At 33.8% G+C, this 26454-nt stretch carries 22 protein-coding genes, 5 pseudogenes and 1 riboswitch; of the genes and pseudogenes, 9 read left to right on the forward strand and 18 right to left on the reverse strand.

All coding sequences use genetic code 11. The features are described 5' to 3' along the window. The first annotated feature begins 93 nt into the window (after nt 1–93). Together HMPREF3265_RS06785 and copZ are read left to right on the forward strand one after the other, a co-directional pair. Nucleotides 94–2481, forward strand: a complete 2388-nt coding sequence (locus HMPREF3265_RS06785; RefSeq protein ID WP_070581123.1) for a heavy metal translocating P-type ATPase — start codon at nt 94–96, stop codon at nt 2479–2481. 88 nt (nt 2482–2569) lie between these two features. Next, nucleotides 2570–2776: a copper chaperone CopZ gene (gene copZ / locus HMPREF3265_RS06790; protein WP_029376679.1), complete on the forward strand. Its 207-nt coding sequence runs from the start codon at nt 2570–2572 to the stop codon at nt 2774–2776. 168 nt (nt 2777–2944) lie between these two features. On the opposite strand, the gene HMPREF3265_RS06795 is transcribed toward copZ, so the two are convergent. From HMPREF3265_RS06795 to HMPREF3265_RS06840, 11 genes and pseudogenes are all read right to left on the reverse strand, one after another. After that, nucleotides 2945–3943 (reverse strand): D-lactate dehydrogenase, encoded by a 999-nt coding sequence (locus HMPREF3265_RS06795; protein ID WP_070580959.1) that lies wholly within the window; start codon nt 3941–3943, stop codon nt 2945–2947. Nucleotides 3944–3975: 32 nt separating this feature from the next. Next, nucleotides 3976–5136, reverse strand: a complete 1161-nt coding sequence (locus HMPREF3265_RS06800) for an aminotransferase class I/II-fold pyridoxal phosphate-dependent enzyme (protein WP_070580961.1) — start codon at nt 5134–5136, stop codon at nt 3976–3978. A 79-nt stretch (nt 5137–5215) separates the two neighbouring features. Next, nucleotides 5216–5323: riboswitch (SAM riboswitch) on the reverse strand. 78 nt (nt 5324–5401) lie between these two features. After that, nucleotides 5402–6906 (reverse strand): annotated as a pseudogene (locus HMPREF3265_RS06805) (phytoene desaturase family protein). A 9-nt stretch (nt 6907–6915) separates the two neighbouring features. Then, nucleotides 6916–7773: a phytoene/squalene synthase family protein gene (locus HMPREF3265_RS06810; protein ID WP_070861201.1), complete on the reverse strand. Its 858-nt coding sequence runs from the start codon at nt 7771–7773 to the stop codon at nt 6916–6918. A gap of 20 nt (nt 7774–7793) precedes the next feature. Further along, nucleotides 7794–8282, reverse strand: a pseudogene (locus HMPREF3265_RS13125) (4,4'-diaponeurosporenoate glycosyltransferase); the annotation flags it as partial. Further along, nucleotides 8268–9269 (reverse strand): annotated as a pseudogene (locus tag HMPREF3265_RS06820) (phytoene desaturase family protein); the annotation flags it as partial. The pseudogenes HMPREF3265_RS13125 and HMPREF3265_RS06820, both read right to left, overlap by 15 nt. 41 nt (nt 9270–9310) lie before the next feature. Next, nucleotides 9311–9529: a glycosyl-4,4'-diaponeurosporenoate acyltransferase CrtO family protein gene (locus HMPREF3265_RS12905; RefSeq protein ID WP_276311088.1), complete on the reverse strand. Its 219-nt coding sequence runs from the start codon at nt 9527–9529 to the stop codon at nt 9311–9313. Nucleotides 9530–9943: 414 nt separating this feature from the next. Next, nucleotides 9944–10654 carry an aggregation-promoting factor C-terminal-like domain-containing protein gene (locus HMPREF3265_RS06825; protein WP_070580963.1) on the reverse strand — a complete coding sequence of 237 codons (711 nt, stop codon included), beginning with the start codon at nt 10652–10654 and terminating at the stop codon, nt 9944–9946. 452 nt (nt 10655–11106) lie between these two features. Continuing rightward, nucleotides 11107–12531 carry a phosphate--AMP phosphotransferase gene (locus HMPREF3265_RS06830; protein WP_070580965.1) on the reverse strand — a complete coding sequence of 475 codons (1425 nt, stop codon included), beginning with the start codon at nt 12529–12531 and terminating at the stop codon, nt 11107–11109. 155 nt (nt 12532–12686) lie between these two features. Further along, complete coding sequence (locus HMPREF3265_RS06835) at nt 12687–13745, reverse strand: PTS sugar transporter subunit IIC (protein WP_053024544.1); 1059 nt, start codon at nt 13743–13745, stop codon at nt 12687–12689. A gap of 308 nt (nt 13746–14053) precedes the next feature. Beyond that, nucleotides 14054–14617, reverse strand: coding sequence for a M23 family metallopeptidase (locus HMPREF3265_RS06840; protein ID WP_070580967.1), 564 nt, complete (start codon nt 14615–14617; stop codon nt 14054–14056). A 312-nt stretch (nt 14618–14929) separates the two neighbouring features. Between HMPREF3265_RS06840 and HMPREF3265_RS06845 the strand changes: the two genes are divergently transcribed. The 4 genes and pseudogenes from HMPREF3265_RS06845 to HMPREF3265_RS13130 form a co-directional block, all read left to right on the forward strand. Further along, entirely contained in the window at nt 14930–15496 is a 567-nt protein-coding gene (locus HMPREF3265_RS06845; protein WP_037551553.1) for a TetR/AcrR family transcriptional regulator, read from the forward strand. Nucleotides 15497–15703: 207 nt separating this feature from the next. Beyond that, nucleotides 15704–16648: an LLM class oxidoreductase gene (locus HMPREF3265_RS06850; protein ID WP_070580969.1), complete on the forward strand. Its 945-nt coding sequence runs from the start codon at nt 15704–15706 to the stop codon at nt 16646–16648. A gap of 12 nt (nt 16649–16660) precedes the next feature. Further along, complete coding sequence (locus tag HMPREF3265_RS06855; RefSeq protein ID WP_070580971.1) at nt 16661–16897, forward strand: DUF896 domain-containing protein; 237 nt, start codon at nt 16661–16663, stop codon at nt 16895–16897. Nucleotides 16898–17289: 392 nt separating this feature from the next. Then, nucleotides 17290–17855, forward strand: a pseudogene (locus HMPREF3265_RS13130) (EamA family transporter); the annotation flags it as partial. Nucleotides 17856–18146: 291 nt separating this feature from the next. On the opposite strand, the gene HMPREF3265_RS06865 reads toward HMPREF3265_RS13130, so the two are convergent. Then, a complete protein-coding gene (locus HMPREF3265_RS06865; RefSeq protein WP_070440856.1) occupies nt 18147–19001 on the reverse strand; it encodes a fructosamine kinase family protein in 855 nt (284 codons plus the stop codon). Between the two features lie 230 nt (nt 19002–19231). Here HMPREF3265_RS06865 and HMPREF3265_RS06870 point away from each other — a divergent pair, with 230 nt between their 5' ends. Next, nucleotides 19232–20299 carry a quinone-dependent dihydroorotate dehydrogenase gene (locus tag HMPREF3265_RS06870; RefSeq protein WP_070580974.1) on the forward strand — a complete coding sequence of 356 codons (1068 nt, stop codon included), beginning with the start codon at nt 19232–19234 and terminating at the stop codon, nt 20297–20299. A 72-nt stretch (nt 20300–20371) separates the two neighbouring features. Continuing rightward, on the forward strand, nt 20372–20665 hold the full coding sequence (locus HMPREF3265_RS06875; RefSeq protein ID WP_070440861.1) for a hypothetical protein: 294 nt from the start codon (nt 20372–20374) through the stop codon (nt 20663–20665). Nucleotides 20666–20717: 52 nt separating this feature from the next. On the opposite strand, the gene HMPREF3265_RS06880 is transcribed toward HMPREF3265_RS06875, so the two are convergent. The 3 genes from HMPREF3265_RS06880 to HMPREF3265_RS12590 form a co-directional block, all read right to left on the reverse strand. Then, complete coding sequence (locus tag HMPREF3265_RS06880) at nt 20718–21434, reverse strand: epoxyqueuosine reductase QueH (protein ID WP_070440864.1); 717 nt, start codon at nt 21432–21434, stop codon at nt 20718–20720. A gap of 270 nt (nt 21435–21704) precedes the next feature. Next, complete coding sequence (locus HMPREF3265_RS12920) at nt 21705–21926, reverse strand: hypothetical protein (RefSeq protein ID WP_240565834.1); 222 nt, start codon at nt 21924–21926, stop codon at nt 21705–21707. 67 nt (nt 21927–21993) lie between these two features. Further along, nucleotides 21994–22167: a hypothetical protein gene (locus tag HMPREF3265_RS12590; RefSeq protein WP_176743868.1), complete on the reverse strand. Its 174-nt coding sequence runs from the start codon at nt 22165–22167 to the stop codon at nt 21994–21996. A gap of 127 nt (nt 22168–22294) precedes the next feature. Here HMPREF3265_RS12590 and HMPREF3265_RS06890 point away from each other — a divergent pair. Then, nucleotides 22295–22831 (forward strand): annotated as a pseudogene (locus tag HMPREF3265_RS06890) (CocE/NonD family hydrolase C-terminal non-catalytic domain-containing protein); the annotation flags it as partial. Between the two features lie 134 nt (nt 22832–22965). On the opposite strand, the gene HMPREF3265_RS06895 reads toward HMPREF3265_RS06890, so the two are convergent. From HMPREF3265_RS06895 to alsS, 3 genes are all read right to left on the reverse strand, one after another. Further along, nucleotides 22966–23853 carry a zinc ribbon domain-containing protein gene (locus HMPREF3265_RS06895; protein WP_070440872.1) on the reverse strand — a complete coding sequence of 296 codons (888 nt, stop codon included), beginning with the start codon at nt 23851–23853 and terminating at the stop codon, nt 22966–22968. Nucleotides 23854–23985: 132 nt separating this feature from the next. Next, nucleotides 23986–24690, reverse strand: coding sequence for an acetolactate decarboxylase (budA, locus tag HMPREF3265_RS06900; RefSeq protein ID WP_070440875.1), 705 nt, complete (start codon nt 24688–24690; stop codon nt 23986–23988). Nucleotides 24691–24724: 34 nt separating this feature from the next. Further along, nucleotides 24725–26389 carry an acetolactate synthase AlsS gene (gene alsS, locus HMPREF3265_RS06905; RefSeq protein ID WP_070580978.1) on the reverse strand — a complete coding sequence of 555 codons (1665 nt, stop codon included), beginning with the start codon at nt 26387–26389 and terminating at the stop codon, nt 24725–24727. Nucleotides 26390–26454: the final 65 nt, after the last annotated feature.

Here is a 26454-nt window from a genome sequence, read left to right on the forward strand (position 1 = left end):
CCTACTTTTTTTATGCGAAAAAGTAAGACATAAACATTGACTTTAATACCCTAAGGGGGTATATTATGTATGAATTGCAATGGAGGTGTCTTAATGAGCAATAAACAAAATGCCACATTGAACATTACTGGTATGACTTGTGCAGCTTGCTCAAATCGTATTGAAAAACGATTAAATAAAATGGATAACGTAAAAGCACAAGTTAATTTGACAACGGAAAAAGCAACGATTGAATATGATACTAATGACTATGCAATAAATGACTTTGTTACGACGGTTCAAAAGCTTGGGTATGATGTAGTCATTGACAAAGCTGAGTTAGACATAACTGGTATGACCTGTGCAGCATGTTCAAATCGTATAGAGAAAATATTAAATAAAACGCCAGGCGTTAAAGATGCGACAGTTAATTTAACGACTGAACAAGCTATGGTAGCGTATTATCCTGGGCAAACGGATTTAGATACCTTAATTGGACGAATTAGAAACTTAGGTTACGACGCACAACCTAAACAATCCGAAGAAGATCAAGCAAACCGAAAACAACAAGAACTTAAGCATAAGCGAAATAAATTAATGATCTCTGCTATTCTGTCATTACCTCTATTAATGACAATGCTCGTCCATCTCTTTAATATGCATTTACCCGACATATTAATGAATCCTTGGTTCCAATTTATCCTTGCGACACCTATCCAATTTATAATTGGTTGGCAGTTCTATGTTGGTGCTTATAAAAATTTACGTAACGGTGGGGCTAATATGGATGTGCTCGTTGCATTAGGCACTAGTGCTGCATACTTTTACAGTATTTATGAGATGATTAAATGGTTAACAGGTGCCACAAACATGCCTCACCTTTACTTTGAGACAAGCGCTGTACTTATCACATTAATTCTTTTCGGAAAATATTTAGAAGCACGTGCTAAATCACAAACGACGAATGCATTAAGTGAATTACTTAACTTACAAGCAAAAGAGGCACGACTAATTGATGACAATGGTATCGAAAAAATGGTACCGCTCAATCAAGTTAATGTTGATGATATCTTGTTAATTAAACCCGGTGAAAAGATACCTGTCGATGGTCAAATTATTAAGGGTGAAACTGCTATTAATGAATCAATGCTAACAGGTGAATCAATGCCAGTTGATAAACACGTTGATGATGCAGTAATAGGCTCAACTATGAATACGAATGGTGTTATTACAATTAAGGCAACTAAAGTTGGCAAAGATACTGCCCTATCCAATATTATTAAAGTGGTTGAGGAAGCTCAAAGTTCTAAAGCACCTATCCAACGTTTAGCTGATATTATATCAGGCTATTTCGTTCCAATTGTTATTGCGATTGCTTTACTGACATTCTTAATTTGGATTACACTTGTACATCCTGGTCAATTTGAAGATGCACTTGTTGCTGCGATATCAGTTCTAGTGATTGCTTGTCCATGTGCACTTGGTTTAGCTACACCAACTTCAATAATGGTTGGAACTGGTCGCGCTGCTGAAAATGGTATTTTGTTTAAAGGTGGCGAATATGTCGAACGTACACATCAAGTTGATACAGTTGTGTTTGACAAGACAGGAACACTTACACACGGCAAACCAGAGGTAACTTATTTTGAAGGTGACAAAGATATCTTAGCTTTAGTTGCTTCAGCCGAAAATAACTCTGAACACCCACTTGCTACTGCAATTGTTAACTACGCCAAACACCATAAAGTTAACTTGGTAAATGTCACAAATTATCAAACATTACCAGGTCACGGAATACAAGCTGTTATAAATAATACTAAGTTACTTGTTGGCAATCAAAAATTAATGTCAGAACACCAAATCAATATACAAAGCATTAAGCAGAAAATGGAACATATGGAAGCTGATGGACATACTGTTATGCTAATTGCCTATGGCGACGAACTAAAAGGCATGGTTGCTGTAGCTGACACTGTTAAAGCATCTGCTAAAGAAGCTATCCAACAATTATCATCTATGAATATTAGAACGGTTATGCTAACTGGTGATAATGAACGAACTGCAAAAGCTATTGCTAAAGAAGTCGGTATTGATCAAGTCATTGCCGGCGTTCTACCTGAAGATAAAGCACAACATATAACGCAATTACAAGAACAGAAGCATAGAGTTGCTATGGTAGGCGATGGAATTAACGATGCTCCTGCACTTGTCAAAGCAGATATCGGCATTGCAATGGGAACGGGTACAGAAGTAGCAATAGAAGCTGCAGATATCACCATTCTTGGAGGAGATATTCAATTAGTTCCTAAGGCCATTCATGCAAGTCATAAAACAATTCGCAATATTAAACAGAACTTATTCTGGGCATTTGGATACAATATTGCAGGCATCCCTATTGCGGCAATGGGATTACTTGCACCTTGGATAGCTGGTGCTGCGATGGCCTTAAGTTCAGTTAGTGTTGTAAGTAATGCCTTAAGACTAAAACGAATGAAATTATAATTATGAAGCATTTCTATTTTATTTCTTTGTTTATTAAAAAGGAGTAAAATATGGGTATATATGAGTAAGAACAATGGAGGTGAAAGGTATGATTAATAAAGTAATTAACGTTGAAGGTATGAGCTGTGACCATTGCAGAAACGCTGTGGAATCTGCATTAGCTAAATTAAATGGTGTGACTTCAGCAGAAGTAGACTTAGATAAGAATCAAGTTCGCGTAGATTACGACGAAAACAGAGTATCAGTTGAACAAATGAAAGAAGCCATTGAAGATCAAGGCTACGATGTAAAATAAAATCCGGATAAGAAACCTGCTTTTGTTAGGCAGTCAATCTAACCAGGGTAAAAGCGATTTAAATATAAGCAAATTATGAAATGTGCGCATTCGCTAAAGCTAATTAAAGGAGTTGAGTCTGGGACAATGAATTCACAAATAATTCTGTCCCACGCCCAACTCCATTTTTTAATTCACTCTTAATTTAGTAGTACCTGTATTAATAACATCAATGACTGCATCAAGTGCATCAACAATTAAATTCTTAACTGCCGCATCAGTATAAAACGCAATATGTGGTGTTAACCAAATATCTTCTCTAGCAATTAATTCATCTAATAAGTCATCATTAATCACTTTATCACGGTAATCTCCAGGGAATAAACCTCGTTCATGCTCATATGTATCTAATGCAGCACCTTTAATTTGACCACTATCAATTGCATCAAGCAATGCTCTGGTATCAACGATTGATCCCCTAGCAGCATTTACAAATACGGCACCTTTTTTAAATTTTGAAAATAAATCTCTATTGAAGAGATGTGGATTATATTTCGTTGCTGGAATATGAACTGTAACAATATCTGCATCACGTAAAGTTTCTTCCAACGTATCCTTATACTCAACATATTGCCCAACCTTTTCATTAGGAAATGGATCATATGCAACAACATGGCTTCCATATCCTTTTGCAAAAATGCTTGCCGCTATCGAGCCAATACGTCCTGTTCCTATAACAGCTACGGTCAAATCACTAATTGAACGTGACAATATTGAAGGTTCCCATCTAAAATCATATTCACGAAGTTTACGTTGAATATCGTTCTGATTTCTTACAATATTAATCGCTTGTGTTACTGCAAACTCTGCAATTGAACTCGGTGAATATGACGGTACATTAGATATAATAATGCCATATTGTGTAGCTAAATTTAAGTCGTAAGTATCAAATCCAGCACTACGTTGTGCAATATGTGTAATACCAAATTGTTGCAATTTAGCAAATACATCTTCCGATATTGGGTGTTGTTGAGATAAAGATAAGCCATCAAATCCTTGAACACCATCGACATTATCTTCTGTTAATATTTCTTTATTTAACTCTACTTCGACATTATTTTGTTCCGCCCACTCTTCAATGTAAGGAATATCTTCATCTCGTACACTCATTATTTTAATTTTAGTCATAAAATTTCATCCTTTCTATTTGTGACTTCTTGTTACTCGTTATATAAATAAGATAAAGAAGCCAATCGTTTAGCCGCTTCAGTTAATAATTGGTCATCTAATGCTAGGGAAATACGAACGTAATGACGACCATTTTCACCAAATGGAATGCCAGGCGCCACTAAGATCGATTGTTCTTTCAACAAATACTGTTCAAATGATTCACTATCATACCCTGGTGGTGTTTGAAGCCATGAGTAAATGCCACCTTTAGAATGTACAAATGGTAAATTGGCATCTTTTAATTGCTTTTCAAACATGTCACGACGACGTTTGAATGTTTCATTTTGTTGATCTAGAAAGTCATCATAGTGATTAAGTGCGTATGTTGCTGCATCTTGAAGGGCACCAAACATACCAGCATTAGTATGTGTTTGATATTTCTTCAGCGCTTGTATCATGTCTTTGTTACCTACTGCGAATCCTACTCTAAACCCTGACATATTATAGCCTTTAGATAATGAAAAGATTTCAATTGCTACCTCCTTTCCATCTTTAGAAGCAAGTATACTTGGGTTCTTTGCATCAAATCCAAAAGCACTATAAGCGAAATCATGAATGATCTTTGTATGTGTACCTTTAAATCTTTGAATCGCTTCATCAAACACTGCTTTAGTAGCCGTTGATCCAGTAGGATTATTTGGGTAAGTCAAATAAACGAGTGACGTACGTGCTAATGTTTGTTCATCTACTTTGCTCCAATCTGGCAAATAATGTGGTGGATCCAAATTAAGTGGTACTGGATTGGCATCAGCAAGCATGACACCAGCGAGGTAATCCGTATAACCTGGGTCTGGAAGTAGCACACTTTCTCCAGGATTAACAATACATGTAGGCAAAGCCACTAAACCATTTTTAGTACCATAAAGTATGCACACTTCATCATCTTTATGTAGCTCAACGCCATATTGTCGTTGATAGAAATTAACAATTGCTTCTTTAAAGGATTCCTTACCATGAAATGCACCATATTTTTGATTTTCAGGAATTCGAACAGCATCAGCAAAGTGATCAACGATGCCTTTAGGCGTTTCGCCATCCGGGATACCAACTGCCATATTAATTAACGGTAGTGGTCCATGCTCAACCTTACGTCCCATTGTCTTACCAAAGTAACTATCTGGAATATTGGCTAGTTTATTAGAAATTGTCATTATTTACCCCCTTTTAAAATTAAAAAAGCTATATATCACTCTCAATTGATAGTGACATATAGCTTAGTTATGACTATGACACTTATCTTTGAGGCATACCTCTTTGGAATTAGCACAGTACTTTTGTCTTTTAAGTCTGTTGCTGAAGTTTCATTGGGCCAAATCCCTTCACTTCTCTGGATAAGTCTATTGAATTAATATTATTGTATCAGTTCAATAAGTATTGTCAATATTTATAATTTTCAGATTTATAGCAAGTTTTACTTTATTTTCCGTGTTCTATATCTTCTAACATTGCTTCGGCAGTAATTTTAGCACTGGTCAACACAATTGGCACACCTGCACCAGGGTGCGTACTTGCTCCTGCAAAGTATAAGTCTTTATAATCTCTTGATACATTTGGGGGTCTATAATAATTGCTTTGTGTAAGTGTTGGCATAAGTCCAAATGCTGAACCGAATTTGGCATTATAACGACTCTCAAAATCAAGCGGTGTAAATACAGTTTCAGATACAATATCCTGACGTATATCTTTAAGTGCCTCAATCGTTTCTAATTTGTTATAAATGACATCTTTCGCTTGTTCAACCATACTAGGATTGTTCCAGTCAATTTCACCTATCTTCAACTCAGGGACTGGCATTAAGACATACATCCCTGTCTGATCTTTAGGCGCTAATGCTTCGTCTTCTACAGATGGGAAGTAAAGATACAATGATAGGTCATCAGGCATCTTACCACTAAAAATGTCATCAATATTGCCTCTAAACTCTTTAGCAAATACGACATTATGTACATGTAATTTATCACGTAATTGACGATTAATACCTGCATAAATTAAAAATGTTGAACATGAATAGTCCATGTTATCTACCTTTTCAGGAGAATAGTTCTTTAAAGGTGAGTGCGCAGGCATTAAGTTTTGTGCCACACATGGAAAGTCAGCGGTACATAGCACTTTGTCAAAACGTCGAATATCACCATTAACACGTAGACCATCTGCACGTTTAAATTTAGGATCAATAATGATTTCTTGTACATCTGCATTAAGTTCTACTTTAACACCATGGTCTTGACCAAGTTGTAGTAAACCTTGTGCTAAGCCTTACATACCGCCTTTTATATAATGAACGCCATGTACCATTTCAATCATTGGAATAATAGAATAAATTGAAGGCCCTTGTTTAGGATCAATACCTATGTAGAACGTTTGAAATGCGAATAACTTACGTATTTTTTCATTGGATACATAATTATCTATTAATTGATTCGCATTATTAAATGTTTTTAATTTTAATCCACGATATAGCATCAATGGGTTATAAAATTCACTTGGTTTACGGAATGTTCGTTCAAGGAAGTATTTGCGTGCCACTTCATATCGTTTATACACATCCGTTAAAAATTGCATAAAATCTTGAGTAGAACCTGGTTCTATCGCTTCTAACGTTTGACTAAGTTGTGATAAATCAGTTGATACACTCACTTTATCTTTATCAGAAAAATAAATATCCATAATATGTGTAAGTGGCTTCATATCAACGTAATCTTCAAAACGTTTGCCACTTTCTTCAAATACGGCTTTATAAACATCCGGTACCATCACTATGGTTGGTCCCATATCAAAAGCAAAGCCATCTTTCTTAAATTGGCTCATACGGCCACCAACTTGTTCATTCTTCTCAAATATTGTAACTTGATGATCTAAGCGGCTAATCGTGCTGCAGCTGCTAAGCCGGTAACACCAGCGCCCACTACTGCTATATTCATATATCTCACCTAATCTTTATATTTTTTCTTTAAATTACGGTAGATTTTATGTTTTTTCCATTTAGAAACGTACGCACGGTCTTTCAACGAGTAATCTGCTTTACGTACTTCGGTTAATATACCTCGATATATTTGGGCTGCTAACTCAATAATCATACGAGCTTCTTCATTGTATACATTAAGATGATTTAAAACCATGTCATAGTTATTATCGGCTAGTGTAGCGTAGAATTCCCAAATTTTAATGTAATTGTCAGAGGGTTGATCACGTCCTATTTCATCAGCAATTGAAACATTAAATTCACTTAAACGCGCTTTACTAAAATAAATACGTCCGTTACGATAATCATCACCAACATCACGTAGTATGTTCGTTAATTGAAGTGCCTCACCTAATTGTTTTCCATACTCATATGCTTCATCTGACGGTGGCGTTGCCAATATTGGGATCAGTAATACGCCTACAGTTCCCGCAACACCATAACAATAATCTAGTAGACCACGATCTGTTTCAAACATTTCGAAATGCTGATCTGCTTCAACCGTATCAATTAAGTCATAGAGGGCTTGGAAATTCATTTGGAAATGTGTAGCTGCATCAGCAAATGCCATCATAATGCGGTCATCACTTTCAAATGTCGTTGTTGTTTGATGTTCAATAGCTTTAACATCACGGTTAATCTTATGTAGATATTCCACGTCTTGGTGTACATCGATACTATCATCAACGATTCTACAAACTGCATAAATCGCCCAGATTGCTCGTCGTTGTTGTTCTGGTAACATATCAAACGCATATGAGAAACTCTTAGAGTAATCTTTCATAATTTGATGACAATATTGATAATTTTCTTCTAATGTGCTCATGGAGAACCCCCTGCTAAATATTATTTAATACTAAATTGTCGTCCTTTCCATTTTACCTGTTTCGTGTAATGAATGTGACGATATGAATTTATATAAATTAAAACAAAAAATAAAAACAATATTGGGTTGATAGATAAAAATAAAATTGAAAAACGTCCTACTCGACGATGTAAACGAATAAATTGTAATGTATATAAACTATATGATAACGCCATTCGCTTAAATGACAAAGTTTTCATAAATAAACTAAATGTTAATCCGCTATATGAGGTGATACTTCCCACCATCCATAAGATAATTAACATCATGATATGAGGTTGTGTTGACGAAGCACCTACCGCTAAGTGTTTCATCCATCCCTCTATCATTGTTTTAAATTCCGCTTCATACATTCTAAAGCTAACAAATCCCTGACCTTCAAATTGTGTCACTGGCAAATGGCAACGATGAAACACTTTTCCTAAAGAAAATCCTTCAATAATATGAGATGTAGCATTTTTATGTCCTTCTGGCGCTTGAGATGCATCCGATTTATTTGAATTAACAAGATAAATCGTTGGGTCTTGTGTCAATACTTTGTCATGAAACACTTCTCGATAATCACGCTTAGAATCATTTGAGAATAGGAAATTATGATGTGCCAATTGAGGGTATAAATGTCTACTCCTAAATGCATCACATAGCCAGATGCTGCAAGTTCATAAACTTTCTCTAATTGTGCTATTTTTTATTTGAAAAGTGCAGTAAGTCACGATACATAGGTCTCACTTCTCTATTAGAAACAATGTAATCTGGACTCACATGTAAACCATCATCTAATCTAACGCCTGTAACATGATTAAAATACGTATCAATATTATGTATATCCGTACCGGTATGAATGGTTACGCCCTCTTCAATCGCTAATTGTTCCAATGCACATGCAAGTTTATGAATACCACCATTAACGTACCATAATCCTTGTTCATATTGCATGTGAATTAAAAGAGAAAGTACTGTTGGTGCATCATAAGAAGAAGAGCCAACATACTTTATAAAGTAGCCAAGCATATCTCTTAATTCTTGCTTCTCAACATAACGATTAATAGCTTGTTGCATTGTTGAGAAGTAATCCACACCTTTAAGTGAACGCAATGATCCCTGGCATTTAATAATTTCAGAAACTGTATCAAGCCCTAGTGCAAAGTAGCCATTTTCCGTAAAACGATGTATTTTTTTGCATGATTTAAAAATTGATGAAGTTGCTGAATATCGTCATTGGTAAGATAGGTATTGGCATTTAACATTTGAGACAAGTCTTCATATAAAGCTATCACTTCACCATTAATGAAGAAACTACGCCATTGCAAAGGTAATCGTTCAATAGTAACATAGTCTTTCATTTGCTTATCACTATAGTTAAACAAGTTTTTAAATATGTATGGCATCGTTAATATAGCTGGACCTAAATCAAAACAGAATCCCTCTGTTTCTAAACGATTTACTTTCCCACCAATGATGATTTTCTTTTGAGACATGTACGTTCATCTCTTTTCATTCATAGTTGATAGTAATGTTCTAACCTAGGACGATTGTATCGTTGCGTGAGTATGACCGGTAAATTTGCCGAAATCATATAACACACATCAATGAATAGTATATATTTAGGCGCTTTGATAAAAACAACAATCGGTATCATTGATAACCAATGAACAAGTTCTGCACGGCGCATTTCTAAAATCATAAAATGTATATCTTCTAATTTAAATGAAATCAGTCACCTTTTATTATAGATACGATAATTGAATTGAGCTGCTTCTGGAATGTAATGTTTCCATTTATTAATACGAAATAGTTTATTCCATAAAGCACCTCTCTTTTCCCATGACCTTATTTTAAAAACTGATTCATATCTCACAAATAAAAAGGACGGGCATCGTAACATGATATTAGATAGCTATAATTGTACAGTTGTCCAGAACACACTATGTATTAAACCTAGTTTTAATACTTTTCTTAATGTCATTGATATTCAACACTTTCAATTTGTATATTGTCTTAGTATCTTCCCTATAATCGCGGTCGGTAAACGTTAAGCTACAGTGTCTATTAAAAATAAAAAAAGAGGCCGACCTTAAAGTCGACCTCTTTCGCGATAACTCGATGTACTATCCAGTTACCTTAGTAAATCCTACCACCAACCGTTGTTAGCACGGAATGCAATTGCTGCATCTAATGAACCGTAACGGCTATTAGCATAGTTAATCATACCTTTAGTTTGTGAAGCTACTGAACCAGTACCCCATGATTCCATAGTTTGACCTAAACCTCTGTAACCAGCTGGGTTAACTGCGTTAGGATTACCACCTGATTCAGGCATTACGATTGCGTTCCAAGCAGCTTCAGTACCACCATTAGCTAAGAATTGAGCTTTAACTGATCCACCAGTTGAAGCTGATGATGAAGTTGAAGCTGAGTATGAAGTAGTTTTTGGTGCAGATACTGCTTCAACGTTAGTGTTGTTTGCTTGTTGGTTTGAGCTTACTGATTGAGTTGAAGCTTCATTGCTGTAAGAAGCTGAGTAGTCAGTTGATTGAGCAGCTGGAGCAGCTTGTGTAGTTGCTACTGTGTCAGCTCCACCAACGTAAGTGTAATCCCAAGACCAAGATTGACCGTCTGAAGTGAAGTTGTATTTGAAACCATCTTTAACGAATGTGATGTTGTATGCACCAGCTTGTACTGGGTGAGCATTTAATTCAGATGGGTTGTTTTGAGCTAAGTTAGCTAATTGTGCATAGTTTGTAGTTGATTCAGATGCATGTGCACTGTTATCTGTAGTTAATGCATAACCTGTTACTCCTAAAGCTACTGCTAATGACGACGCGATTACTGTTTTTTTCATAATAAAAAATTCCTCCAAAAAAATTTAGTTTATATTTTCGTTTTGTTAAATTCTTAAGTTATTGTGTTTTGCTCTGTGTTTAACTTTTGACAATAAGTACTATATCATAAAAAAAAGCCAATAGTATTACGCTTATCTTACAAAAAATTACAATGAACGACTTATTCTGTAACATTGAAATATTTATATTTCATTCTGTAATATTATTTTTTGAACAAATCGTTTAAAATTTCATTATGAAATGAGGTTTTACAATACTCTTTTAAGAAATTTACAATAATTTTACATATTCTGTAATATTACAAATTGCCGTTTTGTTACAATGCCGTAATATTTCTAACAACTTAGAATATATTCAATTTATTTATATAACATAGAAAAACCAAGAAACGACTCTATCATTAACCGTTTCTTGGTTTATTAATCAACTCATTACAGTATAGTCTTATAAATTAATAATCCTTGACGCCCCATAATACTTTTTCGCATTTACGAATAATATACTTCATTATTTCTATTCTTGATGTTTTCTTATGATCTGCTGGTACGACTAGCCATGGTGCATGTGTTGTATTTGTTTTTTTAACCATATCGTGGCTGGCTTCAACGTACAAATCCCACTTGTCACGATTACGCCAATCTTCATCAGTGATTTTCCATTGTTTATCTACATTATTTTGACGATCTTTAAAACGTTTAAGCTGTTCGTCTTTATCTAATGTCAGGAAGAATTTTAGGATGATCGCACCTTCATCGGTCCACATCTTTTCAAATGCGTTGATCTCATCATAGGCTCGTTGCCATTCATTCATTGTTGCAAATCCTTCAATTCGCTCAACTAATACACGTCCATACCAACTTCTATCAAACAATTCGATATGACCGCTTCTTGGCATATCCTTTGCAAAGCGCCATAAATAATGATGTTTCAATTCAACATCTGTAGGTGCGCTGATGCCATTAACTTCATAACCAGTAGGATCAAGCTTTTCTCTAATACGCTTAATATTACCACCTTTTCCTGCTGCATCCATTCCTTCAAATACAAGAATTAACGGAATTTTTCTATCATATAAAGCAAATTGTATTTCGCGCATACGTTTCTGCAGTTCAGTAATTAATGTTTTGTATTCTTCTTTAGAAACTTTTTCTACATCTTTATCAAACAGTTCAGTAGCAAAGTGCTCTGAGAATTCACCATCATAAACTTTATCCTTCGCATGATGTTTCGCTATGGCTTGTTCTAAACGTTCAATAATGTGTTCATACATCTTTTCAATCGCCATTTGGCGTTCTGTATAGTCAATAATCTTCCATTGTTTATCCTGTTTAATAAATTGATGCATGTCTTCTAAATACGTTTCTGTTGATAGTACACTTCCATACTCTTGAACTTTCCAACGCATCAGTGGATTATCTTTTGTTTGTTTAATATGTTCTTGTCTTTTATCTTCATTGATTTCAATAAAGAATTTGATGATTTCATAATCATCCTCGATTAACATATCTTCAAAAGATGTAATTTGTTCTTTTAAAACATCATAATTTTTATATCTATCGTGTTTAATTTCGTTTTCTCGATAATCTAAATAATGAGAGTACCAGCTTCTAAAATAGACATTGATATCACCTTTTTTAGGTAATGTATTCCAATATTTTTGTAAAAACTGATAACGCAAATCATCCTTTTGCGGTGATTGTGTCGCAATAAAATGTGTATATTTGGCATCAAAATTGAGTAATAATTCATTTGAAAGTCGTGTTTTTCCAGAAGCAGGGACACCTTCAAATAGAATCATAATTGGAATACCTAATTTGTGTGTCTGTCTTGTAAGTTCAGCTGTCTTTAGTGCTAATTTTTCGATTTTATTAGCCATTAACCATTCACCCTTTAAGTAACTTATTATTTCATTTTTATTGTAACACTATTTATTTCATATTTTATCTTAATTTCTATATGTATTCTCATTTTCAAAAAAGAATTGATAAAATGCGATAATCAACACTTTATCAATTCCTATTTAACAAATGGTTAACCCATAAATTTATATATGTCGTTTGTATAAAGATGTAATACTTTTCGGAAAATAATATCTAAAATGAATGCAGTCACTAATGGTACAACAAAGAATCCCAAAATAATGAGTAAGATACTTAATATTGCAGAATCTACATGTAAGAATTTAAAAGCACTAATTGGTCCAATCATCCCAATGAAACCAAATCCTGCAGACTCTTTAGTTCCCGCAATACCAATCAAGCTACCTGCAATTCCTGAAATTCCAGCAGTTATAAGAATTGGTAACATTATAATTGGATATTTCACCATGTTTGGCATCATCATTTTCACACCGCCGAAGAATATAGAAATTGGTACTGCAACTCTGTTCACTTTGCTTGTCCCAATAAGTAATACTGCTTCAGTAGCTGAAATACCAATAGATGCTGAACCTGCTGCCAGACCTGTAATCCCTATAGCAATAGCTATCGCAACAGTTGATAATGGTGAAATAATAATAAAACTAAAGACCATAGAGATAAGCATACACATCAATACAGGTTGTAGTTCTGTGAAGCTATTAACCATATTACCAATGCCAGTTGTAATCATATGTACGTATGGCAATATAAGTACACCAATTGTAGCGGATAAACCACCTACGATAGTTGGATACACAATCAGTGCCATGCTACCGACACGTTTTTCAATTAATAAAATAAATAATACAGCAATCGTTGCAGTAATCATCGTATTAATCAAGTCTCCGATGCCGGCAATTACCCAGGCACCATTCTTAAATTGTGCAGCCCCGCTTCCTACATAAGATGCACAAGCAACAACTGCAATTGCTAATGGTGTCATATCAAATTTCAAAGCAATAAGCGCTCCTATTAAAGCAGGTACTGTAAATTGCATTGCTTGTACGACATGTAACAATGTTCCAAAAAATGGGTGGTGATGCATGAACGCTTTAAAGATTTCTCCCAAAATAGCATTAGGTACTAATCCAACAACGATACCAATGGCTACGCCCGATAGCACTCTAAATGTAAAATCTTTAACGCCTATTTCTCTAAGTGTTGATGTCATATAAAAAACCTCCTATTGTTTAATCTGCACACTTAATATGTTGATCAGCCTACTTACTGATGATTGATGCCACATGTAAACAACTACTCACGTCAATCATTTGAATAAGTAACGATAGATTTTACTATATCATAAATTCTAAATTTTCAGAATATTATTTTTATTTTTCTCAAAAAAGTAACATTTAACGATAATGATTGGATTCCAAAATTTACTTCTTGGTTAATAGGTATGAATTTTTGATGTTAAAAAATCTGAAACATGACTCAGGCTTCAGATTTTTAATACTATCTATTTTGTTTTTCATATCAGATATTAAATAAACTCTTTTCTTTTTCTGGTAGTTGATCAATAAATGATTGTGGATCTTCTGCATAATCATTGCCTATGCCATCCTTCATTCTTTGAAAATGTAAATGCGAGCCAGTTGTCTGTTCACCTGTATTACCAGATAAAGCAATCACATCTCCGGCTTTAACTTGTTGACCTTGAGTTACCTTGAAATCATTTAAATGCATATACCATTGATGATATCGGCCATTATCTTCAGAGATTTGTATCACTTTTCCACCTAAATCATCTTCAAATATTCTTGTGACAACACCATCTGTCGCTGCTAACACTTTTGTATCTTCAGGTAAGTCATAATCATTACCATAATGTTTGTCATTACCTTCAAACTCTAAACCATGATTATATGTGCCATAACCATGCGTCAAACGTCCATCACTATTCCAATCACCATATTGATTATCATCATTAAAAGACATTTGAGATGGTTGCATATCAATTTCACGAATTAAATATGTTACGGAAACACCGATACCTACACATATCAGTATAGTCATAACTTTTTTGATAAATTGTTTCAAACATCGCTCTCCTTTTTAATTCATTATTATTCTGTATATTATCAAACATCACGACAAGAAAGTGTATACTTTGCTTATAATCAGACTAATTGACTAGATAATGGACAAAATTGACTATTACAATAGTAGAAACTCGTCTCATAATTAATTTTAACCATAATTAAATTAAAAATTTTATTAGGAAATTGAAGTTTGACTACTCCACAGTTTAGGTTGATAGTTACATATCATTGTAAGCGTGAACTTTGACAACCATCTCACTTCGACAGATAATTTAATGTAAGCTATAGGTCAACAAGGGAGGTGCCTATATTGACTACGACTAAAGTGGATCCTCGTATTATCAGAACAAAGAAGCTGCTGGTAGAAGCGTTTCAAGAGGTTTCCCGAGAGAAAAAGATGTCACAAATCACTGTTAAAGATATTACTGAACGTGCCACGGTCAATCGTGCTACTTTCTACGCACATTTTACAGATAAATATGATATTCTCAATTACACTTTATCCGAAACAATTTTGAAAGATTTAAATAATACATTATCCGTATCAGATATTATTAATGAAACTGTCATATCAAACCTATTTATTTCTATTGCTAATTATATGGTTGAAGTGCAAGACTCTTGCAAGATGAATAGTGAAACGTTTTGTAACCAAGCCCATCAACGTATTAATAATGAATTAGAAGATATTTTTACCATTATGCTTCGTAATAGCTACCCTGAACAGGATATTGACGTTCTCGTTAATAGTGCTAGTTTTCTAGCTTCAGGATTATGTGGTCTCGCTAGACATTGGCTCGATACCAGTTCGCTTACAGCAGAAGCTTTTATAGATAAAAATTTACCTTTCTTAATTCATCACATCACACACTTGTAATTAAACCTTTAAGGCATTGCCTTAAAGGTTTTTTATGGAAAAAGCTAATCTAATCAACAAATACTGAGCATTGTTGTCTAAGCAACAAGTTTCATAAGCATGTATGTTGCATATTATTTAAATGGGGCGTATATTACATTTATACAACATGTGTTAGTTAGATAATAAGTGTTGTATAAATATTAAATGAAGTTAGGAGGTAAGGACATGTCAGATATTGATGAACACGAGGGATTTAAACGTACGTTTAAAAATAATAAATTGACACTAGGTTTATCCATACCGTTTGATAATAAACAACAAAACAATATTGATTTTGATGAGCAATTGAGACTCGCTCAAAAGGCAGAGTCTTTGGGATTTACAAGTTTGTCTGTGAGAGATAATCCATTGTATAGCCCTCACTTAGGCAACGTTACTACGAATTATGATCCATTCGTCTTTTTAACTTATCTGAGTGCCTTTACCTCAAAGATTGCACTGGGTACTGGTAGTACCGTAGCAACCTTACGACATCCCATTCATCTAGCTAAATCAGCTGCCTCACTTGATCTCATTTCCAATCAACGTTTATTACTCGGTATGGCTACCGGTGATCGCTCTTTTGAATTCCCTGCATTTAAAGTAGACGAAAATGAATTAACAGAACGTTATCAAACAACCATTCACTCACTAAGAGAACTGTGGCAATCACATTCTCCCAAAATCTCAAATTCAATTTTCGAATTATATGAAGATTCAGGGTTACAAGTATTGCCAAAACACCATTCAATTCCAATGTTTGGTACCGGATATTCAAAACAATCAATGGCTTGGCTTCAAGAAAATATGGATGGTTGGCTATTTTACGCACAACCTTTTCAAGATCAAAAGAAATTAGTAGAAGCTTGGCACAGTGGTACCGACCGATTTAAACCGTTTATGAATATTCTAATGATTGATTTATCCCAAAATCCAAATGAAACCGTAAAACCGATTAAATGTGGTTTCCGTACTGGACGTAAAAATTTATTACAAATATTAAAAGCTTATGAATCAATTAATACAAATCATATTATCTTAAGATTTACAAACGATGATCGTGATATCGAAGCATTAATAGAAGAGGTTGGTGTGCACATTGTTCCCCACTTCCCAGCTCATACAAATTAGGAGGAATAAATAATGAGAGAATTATTAGATAGAATTAATCAATTAGCAAATAAAGAAAAAGTTGAAAGTTTGAGTGTTGATGAAAAACAAGAACAACATCAATTAAGACAAGAATATTTAGGTATGATTAGAGGTCAAGTACTTCATACTTTCTCAACGATGAAAGTTTTAGACCCACTTGGCCAAGACGTTACACCTGATAAAGTGTATGACTTAAGAGAAGAATACGGCAACATTCAAGAAAATTAAAATCATATTATCAAGACTTAGGCTGCCCTTAAAGTTCCAACTTTGAGGGTAGCTTTTTTATGTCCATATTTTTGAGTAAAATCCTTAGTTGATCACAGCTCATTTTGTTGAAACCCTTTCCTAGGGAAACTATAAAGTAGTTCTTTGATTTTAATAATTAAAACTACTTAATGAAGTGATCGCTCACTTATGTTCGTTTATGCGACTGATTCTCTATGCCGCTCAACAAATATATTTCATAGTCTATCGTAGAATAATTCAAGCCATAAATGTTTATTTATAAGATACATTCAGGTATAGAATCAAACATCCTAACTTATCACGATAATAATTATGATATTATATAAAATAAATATATAATAATATATAAAACAACTAAGAAAGGGCATACCATGAATAAGGTTAAAAAAGGGTATTTATTTAATATTATTTCCGTAGCAATCCTGTCTTTACCCCCAATATTAAACAAACTTTCACTCAGTGATTTATCATCTATTCAAGCAAATTTTTTTATGCTTTGTTTTCAACTTTAATATTATTAATAACTGTATTACTCGATAAAAGTAAAATAAAAATCTATCCTAACAAATTTATATGGCTCTTAGGTATTACTAATACAATAGGTACTTTACTCCAATATGTAAGTTTAAGTTTGTTAGATCCATTTAGTGTTGGATTATTAGGAAGATTTTATATTATATTTGCGTTGTTTCTTTCAGTGCTCTTTCTAAATGAAACATTGTGCAAAAACGATACCCTTCCTATAATTTTTGCTGTTATAGGTACATTCTTGATTACTCATTTTTCAGGTGATTTTAACAGTATATTAGGTGTGATTGTCGCCCTATCTTATACATTCTTTTTTGCGCTAACGAATATATTAGCTAAAAAGACCGTCAAAGACATTGATTCTAAAACCATCTTACTATACAATCGGGCGACTTCTACTTTGTTGCTTATGAAAGAGTTATACTTTGATTTAGCTGGAAAAGTCCTACCTTATCAGCTTCCAAATATTACTCAATGTGTAGACATGGATAAAATTATATATGGTTCAGATGCACCTTATACAACCGATTAAGTTGTTACGATGTTAGCTGATGAACTTGAAAGAACTGATCTATTATCACATCATGAACTTGAGAAAATGTTCTATGATAATGGCAAACAATTATTAAAAACAATTAAAGAAGATTAATAAGCTTGAGCGGCACGGGTATCACTGTACCTGTACCGCCCATGCTTATTTTTATGCCAATATTTCATCCATTGATCGATTTACGCTACTAGCGTACATTCCACCAAATTTTAGTAAATGGACCATAAATAAATATAGTCTATAAAATTCTAAACGCTTACGAGCACCTTTTCCTGAAGGATAGTGCTTCTCATATTCGTCATAAAATTCTCGGGTAAATCCACCAAATACAGTAGTGATTCCTAAATCAAACTCCCTATCGCCATAAAACGGTGCAGGATCGAATAAAGCGGGGCTACCATCTGTTAAGAACATATAATTGCCACCCCATAAGTCTCCATGCAATAATGACGGTTTACTATTGTGATTTTCTAGTTCATTTACCATCACTGTGCGGACTTGTTCATAGACTTTATTATCTTCGTCATTCCATAATCCTTTCCCCATGAGTTCATCTCTCAAATGATCCATACGACGTTCGACAAAGATTTCACTCCACGAATCAGACCAAGTATTATCAAATGAAATATCTCCACCTTCATGAGGTAAATCAAATCCAAATTTGCCGTCAGATTGTTGCTGGCTATGCATTTTGGCTACTAATTGACCTAGTTTTCGTTGACTACCGGTCGTTCCCTCATCTAAGTAACTCAATATTAAGAAAGCATCACCATTAATTTCACCGCTATCAATCACATGTGGTGCTGTAACACCTGCTTCCTCAAAAGCGTTAAGTCCAGCAATTTCAGCAGCATAGAATGATTTATCACGATTGCGTTGAACTAATAAGAAATACACGTCATCTTCTGTAGTTACTTTGAATGCTTCGTTCACATCTCCACCACTCACCGACTTAATGTCTCGTATATGATTTAATGGTAATTGTTCTTGCCAATCTTTTTTCATGATGTTTCCTCCTTCGAATACATCTTCTCACTTTATTATTATATTTCCTGAAATAGGACTATTTAATCGTTAGCATATATATCCACATTTAAGTTGAGGCAAATTTTTAAACAGTTTCTAAATTAACTATGCAATTATTCTTGAACATGCTAGTCTTAGAGAGGAATGTTTTTTCAATGATATTAAATGAGGATAGTAAGCCTCAAATACAATGAAACAGGAGCATTAAAATGTATAAATTAATTAAACCACTATTATTTAAATTCGACCCTGAAAAAGCGCATGGCATGACCATTGATGCTTTAAAACTTGCCCAAAAACGTCTCTTTTTACTACCTATTATGCACAAAATCTTTAACTATGAAGATCCTTATTTAACACAAACAATTAAAGGTATCACATTTAACAACCCAGTTGGTTTAGCTGCTGGCTTTGACAAATCTTGCGAAGTACCTAAAGCACTTGAAAATGTTGGCTTCGGTGCACTTGAATTAGGTGGCATTACACCTAAACCTCAAGATGGTAATCCAAAACCTCGCATGTATCGTCTAGTTGAAGATAATGCATTAATCAATCGTATGGGCTTTAATAATATTGGTATGAACAGAGCGTTATGGAATTTACGTCGCCATTCATACAATATCCCTGTTGGCTTAAATGTTGGTGTAAATAAAACGACACCTTATAATGAGCGTTATCAAGATTACATTAAAGTAATTGATACGTTTAAAGCTGATGTCTCATTTTTTACAGTTAACATAAGTTCACCAAATACTGAGAATTTACAAAGTTTCCATGATAAAGATGAATTTTCAATGTTATGCAAAGCTTTGAAAGACTTTAAAGCCAATACAGAAGTAAATGTCCCTATTTTCTTAAAATTAACTTCTGATTTAGAACTAGATGGTTTTAAAAATATTCTACCAGCAATCACTGAAACATTTGATGGTATGATTCTAGCGAATACAACTCGTAAGCGTGATGGTCTCACTTCTTCTAATAAAGTAGAAGATGGCGGATTAAGTGGACAACCCCTTTTCAAAAGAAATTTAGAGTTAGTGAAATGGGCATATCAACAAACAAATGGCGAATTCTTAATTATCGGCACAGGCGGTATATTTAGTGCTAAAGATGCCATTCAAATGATGCGAAATGGTGCATCTCTTGTTCAAATCTATTCTTCATTAGTTATTGAAGGTCCTGGTTTGACTAAGAAGATAAATAAAGACATCGCTGCTTACTTAAAGCGACATAATTATAATAACGTGAGTGATATTATTGGATTAGACGCAAAATAATATAGCTTTACTTAATTATAAAAAGTACTATACTTAAGCCAAAGATAACAAGTTTACCGGAGGGGTATACGTATGACTGCAGAAGATAAACATACAAAACAAAATGCAGACCAACCGTCTAAAAGTAAAGAACAGCCATCAAATCAAAATGATAAAGTGCAAAAAGATGACGATAATAGCATTGGTTACAATGGTGAAAAGAAAACTGCACTTGATCTTGAAATCGAACGTGAATTACTTGAAATGATGGAAAATGAAGATCCAGAACCTGAGAAGCAGAAAAAAGGTTTGAAAATTGCAGGTATCCTATCTGCATTTGTGATTGCCATTCTAGCCATTATACGTCTCATTAATCGAACAATATAAAATACGACTCCTAATTTAAAATGATTAAACTTCAAATTAGGAGTCATTTTCTTTAAAATTGTTGTAAAAAATCTTTAGCTTCTTGATTGATTTGTTTAAAATCAATGCCTTGAGCCATCGCAGCGAAGACACATCCACAATAGCATTGTCGAAATATATGATAGTCATTACACATCTCTATTGAACGTTCATAGCCCTTATTTTTCTTGAAGTCACTCGGCAAGTAGCTCACATCATATAAATGTTGTACTTCCATACCCAGTTCATTTATAAGTTGCGCATTCTTTTTAGGTGATAGTGTGAGTGCACTTCCAAAGTAATCATACCCGTATTTCACAGCAGCTTCAGCAACTAGCTCCAACCGCATTTCGAAACATGCCGTACAACGTAACCCACCTTCTGGTTCTTCAGTGAGGCCACGTGATTTTGCCATTTTCATAAATTCATGCGGTTTATATTCCGCTTCAATATATTTAACATTCTTTCCGGTTCTCTCATTAAAATTATAGACAAATTGTTCCTGAACTTTTGCACGTCTTAAATATTCATTTTTAGGATGTATATTGGGATTCGCAAAATAAATTGCCACGTCAGCATATTCCGTTAAATATTCTAACGTATAAGTGCTACATGGCGCACAACAACTATGTAGTAAGAGTTTAGGTCTTAAACCTTCCCTTTCCCATTGATTAATTAATTTTTTCAATACCTTATCGTAGTTAATTTTTTGATTCTTCATTTTAGCAATAATTGGATCAGCTTTTAACATAAAAAATGACTCCTTAAGCATTATATACATTTATTATATAATAATTAAGGAGTTGAATAATAGTTAATATTCTTTTTTTAGCATAATCATATAGTAAATAAACATGATACCGTCGAATAGCACACCAGAAATTGCACATTTGATTAATTGTTCTTTGAAGTTAAACCCATCATTAAAAATATAAGGGAAGATAATCCCCGTAATAATAAACATCATCGTTGCAAAATAAACGACGAAAAACGAGCATTTTATTGCAAGCTTTTTCACCCATTATTTGTATTCTTCAGCTGAATGAGCTTTTAACTCATCTAAACGGTTTCTTCTATTAATCCAAAGAGATACAAACGTTAAAATAACACTCAACGCTAATAAGCATATTGTTCCAAAATCCACTGTTTCTCTCTTCATATCAATAACCAAGCTTATTGTACCTAAGATAACTATTGAAATATATGTCAATAAAAACATAACCGCTAACTTATGTTCAAGCACACATTGCTCACGCTCATCACGACCTGTGGGATTTCGAGTGAACCAATTAAATAAATTTATCCATTTCTTAATCCTCCTCACCATATTCTTTAACAATTTTACCTTTACCAACGAAATAACTTACTACGCCGAAAATTAAAGCAGAAATAAAATTAAATGTTATGAAAAATCCTAATTCAATCTTTTGATCTGAAAAATATAGTCGCGTTAAATTAAGTAGGATCATGATTACACCAAACATAATACCACCGAAAATACTGCCTAACTTATGCTTCTTTAATAATCTTTGATATGCTTCTTTAGAATAAACTCGATTTTCATCTAAATTATTTTTTCGAATGCCTCTCGATAAGAAAATACTAGCAATCGATTCTGAAAGTGATGACGATGAATTATGTTATGTTCATACTTTCGAACAAGATACAGAATTGACTGATAATATGAAATTAAAACTGTGGATAGCCGCAGAAAATGCTGACGATTTAGACATCTTTGCAGGCATTAAAAAGTTAGACGGTCGTGGTAATGAGGTGCATTTTCCTGATTTCAATCATATTGAAAAAGGTCAAGTTGCAACAGGTTGGTTACGCGCTTCTCATCGCGAACTAGATGAAACGAAATCAACAATTGCACAACCATGGCATACACATGAACATGAACAAAAAGTTAGCCCAAATGAAATCGTGCCAATCGAAATAGAATGGTTACCATCTGGTACATTATTTAAAAAAGGTGAGTCATTAGCAGTTGTTGTTAAATGTAACGAAATTATCAAAGGTAATAGCACTCCTTTACCTAATACGAAAACACGTTATGAACACGAAGATACTGTAAACAAAGACAATCACCTTGTTTATACTGGTGGCGATTATGATTCACACCTAATTATTCCAGTAATTGAATAATTATTTAAAGTAACATAAACATTAAGCATATTCTTTTTCTCAATACCTAAAAGCCAGTAAATGAATTATAAAATTCACTTACTGACTTTTAAATTTATATATCATCTACCATTAATATTTATCTCAAGATATCATTAGAGCCAACGCCAAAATAATTGATGTAAAATACCTAAATCATCATATCGATGAATGATAGTTGAACCAAATAAATGTAAGGCAAATCCAATAATTACAAAGAAAATCATTACACTATAGAAACTCGCAAAACGTAACGTATGATTTACACTATACTTTGAAATTAAGTACACTGATGATGTTAAAAGTAAAATCACTGAAAAGGCAATCAATATACCACTGAAAATATACAACTCAAGGAAAAACACAATAAATCCTAAAAATAACATACTTACTGATAATGTATTAACTAATATATAATCAGATAAAACCTTTTTAAAGGAAATGCTTTCTACTATCATTAAGCGAATAACGGCGAATGTTACGATAAATAAAAACGCAAGTGCTAGCATAGTAGTTAATACAAATTTCAAGATAATTGTTGCAGTATCAACAAAATAACCATCAAATAAACGTGCTGAAAGTAGGTGTAAAAACATTCCCAATATAAGTAAACCAATAATGACTAATGATGATAGCAAAGTCATACTAAATAACTTATTCCCTTTCATCACTGCATCATGAGAAGTAAAAGCTTGTTTAAAAAATTGCTTACTTTCATTGAAGGTCGATTTCACTTTAATCGTGAATGGACCTTCAGCGTAGCGGTGTTCATAAGACATATATCTATGTGTAAATTCACCACGATCGTACTCACTATGATTCTGTTCTCCATTAATTTGTTCTTGCTTAACAGCTGTAGAATGACTTGTAGATTGAATCTCCGAATTGAATGATTCTGTTGTTGATTGCGTTGATTGAGATAATGAACCATTTAATTTATTACCACAACTACCGCAATATTGATCTCCTTGTTGATATGTCTGACCACAATTTGGACATTGCATTAGGGCTCCCTCCATAAATATAAAATTCTAAGTTATTATACCATTATTTTATATTGTGTCATATATTATATTTTATAAATTAAAAAAGAAAGATGAATTCATTGAAAATTCATCTTTCTTTCATAGGTATGATTATTCAGCTTCTCTAATCTCTGCATCAACATCTGCGTAATCAATTTCTGTTTCTGTAAATGTTTTATTATTAACTGGGAAATGTTGTTTGAATGTTTCGAAATTCTGTATTTCAACAGTTACATCGTCTACTTCAAAGTCTAATACATGACCACCAAAGTTGCGCTCATCATTAGCAAAGTGAATATGGAAACCAGCTGATCCAATACCGTGGAATAATTCTGGAGTAAAGAATCCAATAATTGTTCCTTTAATATCTTCACGCGTCTCCTCTGGTTGTCTACGTGCTGAATCAATTAATCTAGTGTAAGGTGGTTCTTGTTTAGGCATCATTCGTACGTGCATTTTTTTAAAAGTACCACTTATTTTCACTGCAGAGAATAAGTTATCACTTAACATATGTTCTTTAACTTCGTTTAACACTTTTTCAGAATCTTTATTTGAAGTTTGATATGTTTGATCTGCTTCAAAACGAGTAATTGTTGCATATGGCGTCATTTCATCACCATTTAGTTTCTTAAACTCCTTATGCTCGTTAGCATGGAATGCTTCACCATCTAAAAAGATAACCTCACCATTAGAACCTGTTAATGTAGCTAGTCCTGAATCACCATGTTCTAATAGTTCATCGATAGACGCAGTTCCTTCTAATAGACCTGCCATTAATGTACCTAAAGTACCATGTTGATATAATACGTGACTCATTGAATATTCACTCCTATGTTTGTTTGACTAATAATTAATTTAAAGAATCTGGTAATACATTCGTTGATAATTTGATATTGTCTTTATAATTCACTGGGATATCAATTAATACAGGGCCTTCAGTTGCATAGCCTTCTTTTAAAGCCGCTTCTAATTCTTCTTGATTAGTAACACGTAACCCTTTTGCACCGAATGATTCAGCATATTTCACATAATCAACTGGTCCAAATTCAACTCCAGCTGAACGTTTATATTTCATTTCTTCTTGGAACTCTACCATATTATATTTACCGTCATTCCAAATTAATTGGATGATGTTTAAATTTTTGCGTACGGCTGTTTCTAAATCTTGACCTGAGAATAAGAAACCGCCATCTCCAGCTACTGACACAACTTGAGTATTTGGGCGCACTAATGCAGCTGCGATTGCCCAAGGTAAAGCAACACCAAGTGTTTGCATACCATTACTAAATAGTAAATGTCTTGGATTGTAACTTCTAAATTTACGTGCCATCCAAATATAATGGCTACCTACGTCTACAGTAACAGTTGTATCGTCAGTTAGTGTTTTTTGCATTGTTTCAATAATTTCTAATGGATGCATTACGCCATCTTCATGTGTGTACTTGATACCTGTTGCTTCAATGACTTCTGCTCTCAAACGTTCTAAGTCATCTAAACGATTTTGATTAATAATAGGTTCATGCACATTTTCAGATAGGAGTTGAATTGTCCCTGCAATATTACCAATTAATTCTTTTTTAGGGCGTAAAAAGTTAGTGATTTCAGCCTGTACTTCATCAATAACAATGATTTCTGTATCTAATTCTTTATTCCAATTACTTGCTTCGTATTCAATTGGATCATAACCAATTGCAACAACTAAGTCAGCTTTTCTTAATAATTCGTCACCTACTTGGTTACGGAATAAACCGACTCTTCCGAAGAAGTGATTTTCTAATTCACGGTCAAGTACACCGGCACCCTGGAATGTTTCAACAACTGGTAAATTTGATTTAGCAACTAATTGACGAATTGCTTCAGTTTCTTTCTCACTTGAACTTCTCATACCTACTAGCAACACTGGGAATTTCGCATGTTTTATAGCTTTGATAACGTCTTGAATGTCTTCTGAATTTGGAACACCTAGTTGTGGTTGTTCACATAAATCAATTGCATTAGATGTTACTGGAGACTCGATAACATCTTGTGGGATACTAATAAAACTTGCACCATTTTTACCTGAAGTCGCTGTACGAATAGCGTTTGTCATTACTTCAGATAGAGACTCAGGATCTTGTACTTCTGCGCTATATTTCGTAGATGATCTTAAAAGAGAAGCGTTATCTACTGCTTGATGCGTCATACGTAATAAATCGTTACGTTTAACTTGACCACCGATAGCTAACACTGGATCACCTTCTGAAGTCGCTGTTAATAATCCAGTTGTTAAGTTACTTACTCCAGGGCCACTCGTTACTAATGCTACACCTGGTTTACCAGTTAAACGACCGATACCTTGTGCCATCATGGCAGCATTTTGTTCGTGACGTGTCACAATAAGTTCTGGACCATCATCTTCAAGAGCATTAAAGAGATAGTCTATTTTAGCTCCTGGAATACCAAATACGTAATCTACATTATTATTTTTTAAAGTATCAATGACCATGTTTGCAGCAGAATAGTTTTCTTTAGTCATCTGAATTCATATCCTTTCAAGTTCTGTTTTAAAGTTTAATATTAAAAAGAAGCCACCTACATGTC

Source organism: Staphylococcus sp. HMSC62B09 (genome assembly GCF_001839115.1).
Classification (GTDB): domain Bacteria; phylum Bacillota; class Bacilli; order Staphylococcales; family Staphylococcaceae; genus Staphylococcus; species Staphylococcus haemolyticus.